Here is a 9061-nt window from a genome sequence, read left to right as displayed (position 1 = left end):
ACCGCCTCTCAATCCTCGTGCAGGACGAATTCCAGGTAGAGGTTGCGTTGCAGCATCGAGTGGTTGTCGTCCGAGATCAGCGACACCATCAGCGCGCCATCGTCGCGGGTCCAGACGTCGAGCCCTTCCATATTGTCGATCTGGTAGGCCATGTCGGCTTCCATCAGCACCGGCCCGTCGGCGACGGCGCCCTTCTCGACGCTTTCACCATAGATGCGCCTCAGCCGCATCTTGACGCCGCCGGCCATCGAGAAGCTGCGCTCCAAAAGCAGAAGGTCGCCGTCCGGCAGGAACGCACCGTCGGTGATGTCGAATTCACCGTTGCGCTTGACGGTGAAGACGCCCTTGTGCGGCCCTTCGATGACAGCCGCATAGATGTTGCCTGATTTGTCGAGGCTCTTTTCCGACACCACGACCAGCCCGCCCTCATGCTGCCCGTGAGGATTGGCATGGGTGCCTGTCTCAAAGCCGCGATTCCGACGAAGCTCCCAGGCCGGAATCAGGAAGTCCAGTTGCTTCAACGGCGCCTTCATATCGTGCGGATCGAATTTGAACTGGGCGACACGGTGGTTGCGCTCGAAGCCGACCGTGGCAATGCCGTCCTTGACCGCAAGGCCTTCGGCGTCGACCTCCCATTTCTCGTCGATCGGCTGGCCTGATGCGTCGATCATCTGCTGCATGCGGAAATTCTGGATGCCCGACGGGCGCTTGTCGGCATCATGAGTGACCGTGCCGAAGAACCAGAAACCGGTGTCGGCGACGCCGATGAAATCACTGCCGGGCTTGAGGAAGCGAAACGCCGACAGCGCGCCGAAATCGCGTGACGGCGAAGTCATTTCCAGCCCGCCGACGAATTCGAGCGGACCGAACCGCTTTTCGTCACGGCCGATGTGAAACCGGGTTATCGGCCGTGCCGAGATTTCGATCGGCTCGACCGAAACAGGGCCAACTGCGATGGAAGGCGACAAGGCGATGCCGGCAAAGAACAGCGCTGTGGCGGCGAAAAGCGTCTGCCGAAAGCCGCCCCGCAAAAAAATCATCCGGCACGCCGCATGCCGCCGCGTCGCGTGTCCCGCGCGCTTTCCTCGCCAAACAGCGAAGCGAGCTGCTCGGTCATGGCGCCGGCCAGTTCCTCGGCGTCGACGATGGTGACGGCGCGCCTGTAATAGCGGGTGACGTCGTGGCCGATGCCGATGGCCAAGAGCTCGACCGGCGAGCGCGTCTCGATCAGTTCGATGACGGCGCGCAGATGCCGTTCGAGATAGTTGCCCGGATTGACCGACAGTGTCGAATCGTCGACCGGCGCGCCGTCCGAGATCATCATCAGGATCTTGCGCTGCTCCGGCCGGGCGATCAGGCGGTTATGCGCCCACAGCAACGCCTCGCCGTCGATGTTTTCCTTAAGCAGGCCCTCGCGCATCATCAGGCCCAGATTGCGGCGTGCCCGCCGCCACGGATGGTCGGCGGATTTGTAGATGATGTGGCGCAAATCGTTGAGCCGCCCGGGATTCGGCGGCTTGCCTTCCTTCAGCCATTTCTCGCGTGCCTGACCGCCCTTCCAGGCGCGGGTGGTGAAGCCGAGGATCTCGACCGAGACGCCGCAGCGCTCCAGCGTCCGCGCCAGAATGTCGGCGCAGGTGGCGGCGACCGTGATCGGCCGGCCGCGCATCGAGCCCGAATTGTCGAGCACCAGCGTCACCACCGTGTCGCGGAATTTGGTGTCCCGTTCCTGCTTGAAGGACAGCGGCTGCATCGGATCGATGACGACGCGCACCAGCCGCGCCGGATCGAGATAACCCTCTTCGAGATCGAAATCCCAGGACCGGTTCTGCTGCGCCATCAGGCGGCGCTGCAGCCGGTTGGCCAGCCGGCCGACAACGCCCGACAGGTTGGCGAGCTGCTTGTCGAGGAAGGCGCGCAGCCGATCCAGCTCCTCTTCCTCGCACAGGTCTTCCGCACCCACCGTCTCGTCGAAGGCGGTGGTGAAGACCTTGTAGTCAATCTCCTTCGACAGATTGGCGAAGGGATTGTCGTTGCGGCGCGCCTCGCCGGGCGTCTCGGCATCGGCGTCGTCATCGTCGGACAGATCGTCGGCGGTGGCATCGGATGCCTCCGTCTCGGCCGACTGCTCGTCGTCGGACGACGCCTCGGTGTCGTCGGACTGCGACTGCTCGGAGCCGGAATCGTCCTCGCCGCCCTCCTCGCTCTGCTCCTCGCCTTGCGGCTGGTTGTCGTCATTGTCCTCGGAGTCTTCGGTCTCCTGGTCGTCGCCGAGCTCCTCGGCCATTTCCATGGAAGCCAGCATCTCGCGCACGACACGGGCGAAGGCCTGCTGGTCGTCGAGCTTTGCCGACAGCCCGTCGAGATCGGCACTGGCCTTCTCCTCGACCCACGGGCGCCAGAGGTCGACCAGCCGCTCACCGCTCTTCGGGACAGTGCGGCCGGTCAGCTTTTCGCGCACCATTAGGGCCAACGCCTCCTCGATCGGAGCATCCGCCTTGTCCTTGACGTCGATGAGGTTGGCTCTGGCGTATTTGTCCTCGAGCATCGAGCCGATATTGTCGGCCACACCTTGCATGGCGCGGGAGCCGATCGCCTCGACGCGGGCCTGCTCGACCGCATCGTAGATGGCGCGGGCCTGCTTGCCTTCCGGCGCCAGCCTGGTGTGGATGCGCGCGTCGTGGCAGGCGCGCTTCAGCGCCATGGAATCGCCGAGACCGCGGGTGATGGCGATATCGGCCTTCGACGCCTTCTTCGGCAGTTCAGGCAGACGGGCGCGGCTGCCGGCGAGCGCCGGCCGGTCCTTGGCGAAACCGACCTCGAGTTCTTTGTCGCCGGCAATCGCGCGCATGCAGACGGTGACGGCACGCTTGAAGCTGTCGGCTTCAGACCCCGTCTTCGACTTGTTGCGCGTGTTGTCGCCCGGACCCGCCATCGAGAACTCTGTTTAGCCCAGCACCACATTGGCCGCCGATTCCGGCAGATCTTCGCCGAAGGCACGCTGGTAGAACTCGGCCACGAGCGAGCGTTCCAGCTCGTCGCACTTGTTGAGGAAGGTCAGCCTGAACGCCATGCCGATATCGCCGAAGATCTCGGCATTCTCGGCCCAGGTGATGACCGTGCGCGGGCTCATGACAGTCGAAAGATCGCCGTTGATGAAGGCCGAACGCGTCATGTCGGCGACACGCACCATCTTGTTGACGATCTCCTTGCCCTTGCCGTCGCGGTAGTGCTTGGCCTTGGCCAGCACGATGTTCACCTCATTGTCGTGCGGCAGATAGTTCAGCGTGGTGACGATCGACCAGCGGTCCATCTGCGCCTGGTTGATCTGCTGGGTGCCGTGATAGAGGCCGGTGGTATCGCCGAGGCCGACCGTGTTAGCGGTGGAAAACAGCCGGAACGCCGGATGCGGGCGGATGACCCGGCTCTGGTCGAGCAGCGTCAGCCGGCCGGACGATTCCAGCACGCGCTGGATGACGAACATCACGTCCGGACGGCCGGCATCGTATTCGTCGAAGCACAGCGCGACATTGTGCTGGTAGGCCCAGGGCAGGATGCCGTCGCGAAACTCGGTGATCTGCAGCCCGTCCTTGACGACGATCGCATCCTTGCCGACGAGATCGATACGGCTGACATGGCTGTCGAGATTGACGCGCACACACGGCCAGTTGAGACGGGCGGCGACCTGCTCGATATGCGTCGATTTGCCGGTGCCGTGATAGCCCGACACCATGACGCGGCGGTTGTAGGCGAAGCCGGCGAGGATCGCCATCGTCGTGTTCTTGTCGAACAGATAGTCCGGATCGATGTCGGGCACATGCTCGCTCGTCACCGAGTAGGCCGGCACCACCATCTTGGACTCGAAGCCAAATTTCTCCTTCACCGACACCGTGGTGTCGGGCAGGTTGGCGATGTCGCGATCGACCTTGTTCATCACTATCAACGTCTCCACGGGCGAAACGCCTGATTTCGCCGGCAATCTATTTTGTCCGGGGGCGGTCTTAGAGCCTTTTCCAACCTTATGAAAGTTGGAAAACGACACGAACCGTAAGGTCGCTCAGCACAATCCTGCCTGCTTGAGCACGCGATATGCCTGGAGCACATCGCGGAACCGGTCTTCCGAACCTCTGTCGCCGCCATTCGCATCCGGATGGTGGCGTTTCACCAGTTCCTTATAGCGCGCCTTGATATCCTTGCCAGTCGCCTTTGTATCAAGGCCAAGCGTTTCCAGCGCCTTGGCCTCAAGCGGCTTGGCCTTGCGCTCGCGCACCTCGCGCGGATCCTTCGGACCTTTGAACAGGTCGAACGGATCGCGCATGCGGTTGTAGTAGCCGGCGCGGCCGGAACGCTGCTGGGCGAAATCAGGCGAGGAGCGCGTCGAGGCGCCGTTGACGCCCATCTTCCATGTCGGCCGGTGGCCGGTCATCGCTTCCTTCTGGAAGCGGGCGATCTCGGTGTCGGGGACACCGGAGAAATAATTGAAGCCTTTGTTGTACTCGCGCACATGATCGAAGCAGAACTGAAAATACTCGCCCTCCTTCATGCGCCCGACCGGCGCGCGATGGGTGCCGGCCTCCTTGCAACCGTCCCACTGGCAGATCGGCGAGCGCGACTTCAGCTCCGCATCCTTCTCCGGGCGGATGCGGATTTTCTCGAAATATTTGGGGTACGGTTTCATCTCACCCATTTATGGGCTGTTCGCCGGTGCGAAACAAGAATTGACATTTTCGCGATGATCGCCCTAACCGCTGAATCGCGGCATAAAGCGGGCGATTGGCGAATTTTGTCGCGGCGACGGCATTGCGCGTCCTCCTGGACACGCAAAGAGCACCGATTTTCGGGGGTCATGCGCCAGCCATATGTGGTGAAGGGAAGTACGAATGTCCATACAGTCAACGATGGAAGGCAAGTTGAAGAAGGCGTTCTCGCCGGAGCGGCTGATCATCATCAACGAAAGCCATCTCCATGCCGGCCATCACCATCAGGACTCCGACCATCACGGCACCTATGACGGCACCGGCGAGACGCATTTCCGCGTTCGCATCGTCTCCTCGACCTTTGCCGGCATGAGCCGCATCGAGCGCCACCGCGCGGTCAACGAATTGCTGGCCGACGAGCTGAAGGCCGGTGTCCATGCGCTGGCGATCGAGCCGGCCGCGCCGGACGAAAAGACCAGGTGGTAGGCATCAGCCGAGCGCTGCCTTCAGGAAAATCATCACCGCACGGGTCAATGCGTCGCCCTCGTCGCCGAAATCGCGATTGATCGACATGTGCGAATAGGCGCTGCCGTCGAACAGCGTCACCTCCGCTCCGGTCGCCCGCAGGCGCTCGGCAAAGGCCTGTGAGGCTGTCGCACGACCCGATGCGCGCGAATAGGCGATGAAGCTCGGCGGATGCTTGCGGCTCCCGACATGGATGGCTGGCGACAGCGCACGCCATTGCGCCGGATCGGGAAAGGCCCGGGCATAGGCCCGTGTCATGCCACCGCTCCTCGCAAGTGCCTCCAAATCATAGGCTCTGGTATCGTTTAGTACCAGCGCCGCAACGCCGGGCAGACCGCCGCGCAGCCCGGTCAACGCAGCGAGATGGCAGCCGGCCGAATGGCCCATGACCGCTATCCGGTTCGGGTCGCCGCCATATCTGGCGATGTTGGCGCGCACGTAGCGATATGCCTGCTCGACGTCGTCGGCCTGGCTGGCGACATCGGCCTTAGGCAGCATCCGGTAGTCGATGGAGACGAAGCAGAAGCCATTGTCGAGCAGGAAGCCCGGCTTGACGTCGACGTTGGTGCGGTTGCCGGCCCGCCAGGCACCGCCATGGATGAAAATGACCACAGGCAGGCCGCTTGCTCCGTCGCGCGAGTAGATGTCGAGCTTGGCCGGTCCGTAGTCGAAGGTTTGCGGAGACGGCGAGCGCCGGCGCGATGCCGCCGAAGCGCTGGCCGGCAGCAAAGCCATCGACATCAAAAGCACGGTTCGCCGATCGATCACCGTCATCTCCAGACAGCCCAGTCGAAAGTGCACGCGGGCGCGGCGAGCGTCCAGTCAAGGATTGGTTAGCCGGGACAGAACCTAAATGTCGCCCGCTGGCCTGATCCTCAGCCTTGCGATCCGGTTCTTGTCGCGCTTCATGACGACGAAGCGCTTGCCGTGAAAGGTGAAAGCCTGCTTCTCGTCCGGGATCAATTGCGTCTCGTGGATGACGAGACCGGCAATGGTGGTGGCTTCCTCGTCCGGCAGGTCCCAGTCGAGCGCCCGGTTCAGGTCGCGGATCGGCACAGTGCCGTCGACGACGACGGAGCCGTCGGCTTCCTGCTTTACGCCCTGAATGTCGATATCGTGCTCGTCGGCGATCTCGCCGACGATCTCCTCGATGATATCCTCCAGCGTCACCAGCCCCTCGACCTCGCCATACTCGTCGACGACGATGGCGAAATGCGCCTTGCGACGCAGGAAGGCGTTGAGCTGTTCCTGCAGCGTCGTGGTGTCGGGCACGAACCACGGTTTTGTCGCGATCTTCATCACGTCAATCTGGGAAAAGTCGTTGCCGACATCGTTCAGCGCGCGCAGCAGGTCCTTGGCATGCAGCACGCCGACGATGTTGTCGAGTGAGCCCTTCCACAAGGGCATGCGGGTATGCGGGCTCTGCAGGATCTCGCGCACCACCGCTTCCGGCGGATTGTCGGCGTTGACCGAGCGCATGTTGGTGCGGTGGACCATGACATCGGACACTTCGAGCTCGTCAAGATCGGACAGGCGGCCGATGCGGGCGCGATCCTCGCGCACCGCCTGGCCATTGCGCCGAACATCATCCACGGCGCCGCGCGATTCATCATGGTTCGAATGCTGCGGCTCGATGCGCTGCAGTGCATAGCCGAAGGCGGCGAGCAGGCGCGCGCGAAAGGCGAAAGCGAGCAAGCCGAGCCCGGCCAGGACAGCAGCGACAATCCAGCCGGTCTCGTTCATCCCGGGCGGCTTTTCTGCTGACCCGGGCTGCTTTTTTGCGGACCCGGGCGGCTTTGCCGACCCGGATGGTTCTCCCTTAGAAACGACAGCACTTCCGACGCCGGCACGTCCCTGGCGATGAAGGCCTGGCCGATGCCGCGCGTCAGGATGAAGGTCAGCGCGCCGCGCGATACCTTCTTGTCCTGGGTGATGAAGGCGAGCAGCGCCTCGGCATCAGGCAATTCGCCCGGAATATCGGCCATGCGCCAAGGCAGGCCGACGGCGCGAAGATGCGTCTCGACGCGCGCCGCGTCGTCGGGACTTGCCAGATTGAGACGTGACGAAAAGCGACAAGCCAGCGCCATGCCGATGGCGACCCCCTCACCGTGGACGAGACGGGCGCTGTCATAGCGGGTGGCGGCCTCCAGCGCGTGACCGAACGTGTGGCCGAGATTGAGCAGCGCGCGGTCGCCGGTCTCGAACTCGTCGCGGGCGACGACATCGGCCTTGGCGCGGCAGGCTTCGGCGATCGCTTCGGCCCGCTCCGGGCCGCCGGCAAACACTTTGCCCCAGTTTTCCTCCAGCCAGGCGAAGAAGCCGGGGCGATCGATGAGCCCGTATTTGGCGAGTTCGGCATAACCGGCCCTGAATTCCCGGATCGGCAGCGTGTCAAGCACTTCGGTATCGGCCAGCACCAGTTTCGGCTGATGGAAGACGCCGACGAGGTTCTTGCCGCGCGCGCTGTTGATGCCGGTCTTGCCGCCGACCGAAGAGTCGACCTGCGCGAGCAGCGAAGTCGGTATCTGCACGAAATTCATGCCGCGGCGCACGATGCCGGCGGCAAATCCGGCCAGGTCGCCGATGACACCGCCGCCGAGCGCGATGACGACATCGCCGCGCTCAAGCCTGGCTGCCAGCACGCCGTCCACCACCTCCTCGAGATGCGCGAAACTCTTGGTCTTTTCCCCAGCCGGCAACGTGATGACGGCAGGCTGAATGCCGCCCTTTTCGAGGCCGGCCTTCAACGTTTCGAGGTGTGCTGCGGCGACATTGTCGTCGGTGACCACCGCGGCGCGCGTGCCTGGAAGGCGACGCGAAATCTCGGTGCCCGCGCGCAAAAGCAGGCCGGAGCCGATTAAAATGTCATAGGCGCGATCGCCAAGCCCGACTTCGACGGTGACTGTCGCATTGACGCTCACGACCGCACCTCGCCTGTCGCAGCCGCAACGCCGAAATACCCGCAAAGCGCGCTCACCACCTCGGCCGCAATGACCTCCTTGCGATCGTCGCGGGTCGGCACGGTGACATCGGCGCCTGCGTAGACCGGATAGCGCTCGGCCATCAACCGCTCGATCACGGCGCGGGGATCGGCGCTTTTCAAGAGCGGCCGGTTCTGCTTCTTGGAAACGCGGTCCATCAAGAGGTCGATCTCAGCCTTCAGCCATACCGACACGCCATGGCCGGCGATCGCCTCCCGCGTCTGCGCGCTCATGAAGGCGCCGCCGCCCGTCGACAGCACCTGCGGGCCGTGCTCCAGCACGCGCAGGATGACGCGCTGCTCCAGCGCCCGGAACTCGGTCTCGCCATAGCGTTCGAACAATTCCGGGACACTCATGCGCGACACGCTTTCGATCTCCTGATCGCTGTCGATGAAAGGCAGTCCCAGGGTCCCCGCCACCTTGCGGCCGATCGCCGTCTTGCCGGCGCCCATGAGGCCGACAAAGACGATGGAACGGTTGCCCAGCCGGCTGAGCAGCTCGGCATGGCTCTCATCAGGAGGATTTGCTGGTAGCGCGCTCATACGGACCTCGTTGCCGGCGTATCGACATCAAAAGCCTGTTTGCGTCAAGCGTGGCGCGCGCCGAGCTTCGTCCTTGAATTGGCCGGATTGGCGTCTCATAAGGGCACAGGGTTTGGAAACGCAGAACAAGAAGACGGGCGAAAATTGATGCCGACACTGTTCCGCTTTGTCGTGACGCTCACGATTCTGGCCGGCATTGTCTATGGCGCGATGTTCGCTCTGGCGATGTTCGTCGAGCCGAGAAAGGCCGAAATGAGCGTGCGCATTCCTCCGGAAAAGCTCAATCCCAAGAAAAACTGATCCTAGGAAAACTGAC

Annotated in this window: 10 protein-coding genes; 2 read left to right on the top strand and 8 right to left on the bottom strand. The window is 63.2% G+C overall.

Annotated elements, in window-relative coordinates; translation table 11 throughout:
* Window positions 1–8: 8 nt before the first annotated feature.
* The 4 genes from CIT25_RS18165 to CIT25_RS18150 form a co-directional block, all read right to left on the bottom strand.
* The gene (locus tag CIT25_RS18165) at window positions 9–1040 is read right to left on the bottom strand and encodes an esterase-like activity of phytase family protein (protein ID WP_095485932.1); all 1032 of its coding nucleotides are present in this window, start codon (window positions 1038–1040) and stop codon (window positions 9–11) included.
* Window positions 1037–2935 carry a cobaltochelatase subunit CobT gene (cobT, locus tag CIT25_RS18160; protein ID WP_095485931.1) on the bottom strand — a complete coding sequence of 633 codons (1899 nt, stop codon included), beginning with the start codon at window positions 2933–2935 and terminating at the stop codon, window positions 1037–1039. Before cobT ends, CIT25_RS18165 begins: the two co-directional genes overlap by 4 nt.
* A gap of 12 nt (window positions 2936–2947) precedes the next feature.
* The gene (gene cobS, locus CIT25_RS18155) at window positions 2948–3934 is read right to left on the bottom strand and encodes a cobaltochelatase subunit CobS (RefSeq protein ID WP_095485930.1); all 987 of its coding nucleotides are present in this window, start codon (window positions 3932–3934) and stop codon (window positions 2948–2950) included.
* 123 nt (window positions 3935–4057) lie between these two features.
* A complete protein-coding gene (locus CIT25_RS18150; RefSeq protein ID WP_095485929.1) occupies window positions 4058–4687 on the bottom strand; it encodes a J domain-containing protein in 630 nt (209 codons plus the stop codon).
* A 193-nt stretch (window positions 4688–4880) separates the two neighbouring features.
* On the opposite strand from CIT25_RS18150, the gene CIT25_RS18145 reads away from it, so the two are divergent.
* Entirely contained in the window at window positions 4881–5183 is a 303-nt protein-coding gene (locus CIT25_RS18145) for a BolA family protein (protein WP_095485928.1), read from the top strand.
* Between the two features lie 3 nt (window positions 5184–5186).
* Here the strand turns inward: CIT25_RS18145 and CIT25_RS18140 are convergent, their stop codons facing one another.
* The 4 genes from CIT25_RS18140 to CIT25_RS18125 all read right to left on the bottom strand — a co-directional run bounded on the left by CIT25_RS18140 (window position 5187) and on the right by CIT25_RS18125 (window position 8745).
* On the bottom strand, window positions 5187–5990 hold the full coding sequence (locus tag CIT25_RS18140) for an alpha/beta hydrolase (RefSeq protein ID WP_095486029.1): 804 nt from the start codon (window positions 5988–5990) through the stop codon (window positions 5187–5189).
* Window positions 5991–6071: 81 nt separating this feature from the next.
* The gene (locus CIT25_RS18135) at window positions 6072–6965 is read right to left on the bottom strand and encodes an HlyC/CorC family transporter (RefSeq protein ID WP_095485927.1); all 894 of its coding nucleotides are present in this window, start codon (window positions 6963–6965) and stop codon (window positions 6072–6074) included.
* Window positions 6962–8143 (bottom strand): 3-dehydroquinate synthase, encoded by a 1182-nt coding sequence (gene aroB / locus CIT25_RS18130; RefSeq protein ID WP_095485926.1) that lies wholly within the window; start codon window positions 8141–8143, stop codon window positions 6962–6964. Before aroB ends, CIT25_RS18135 begins: the two co-directional genes overlap by 4 nt.
* On the bottom strand, window positions 8140–8745 hold the full coding sequence (locus CIT25_RS18125; RefSeq protein ID WP_095485925.1) for a shikimate kinase: 606 nt from the start codon (window positions 8743–8745) through the stop codon (window positions 8140–8142). Before CIT25_RS18125 ends, aroB begins: the two co-directional genes overlap by 4 nt.
* A gap of 147 nt (window positions 8746–8892) precedes the next feature.
* On the opposite strand from CIT25_RS18125, the gene CIT25_RS18120 reads away from it, so the two are divergent.
* On the top strand, window positions 8893–9045 hold the full coding sequence (locus CIT25_RS18120; RefSeq protein ID WP_095485924.1) for a histidine kinase: 153 nt from the start codon (window positions 8893–8895) through the stop codon (window positions 9043–9045).
* Window positions 9046–9061: the final 16 nt, after the last annotated feature.

It is taken from the genome of Mesorhizobium mediterraneum (assembly GCF_002284565.1).
Lineage (GTDB): Bacteria > Pseudomonadota > Alphaproteobacteria > Rhizobiales > Rhizobiaceae > Mesorhizobium > Mesorhizobium mediterraneum.
Note: the sequence above shows the minus strand (reverse complement) of the source record. Positions and strands in the feature narration are given on the sequence as shown.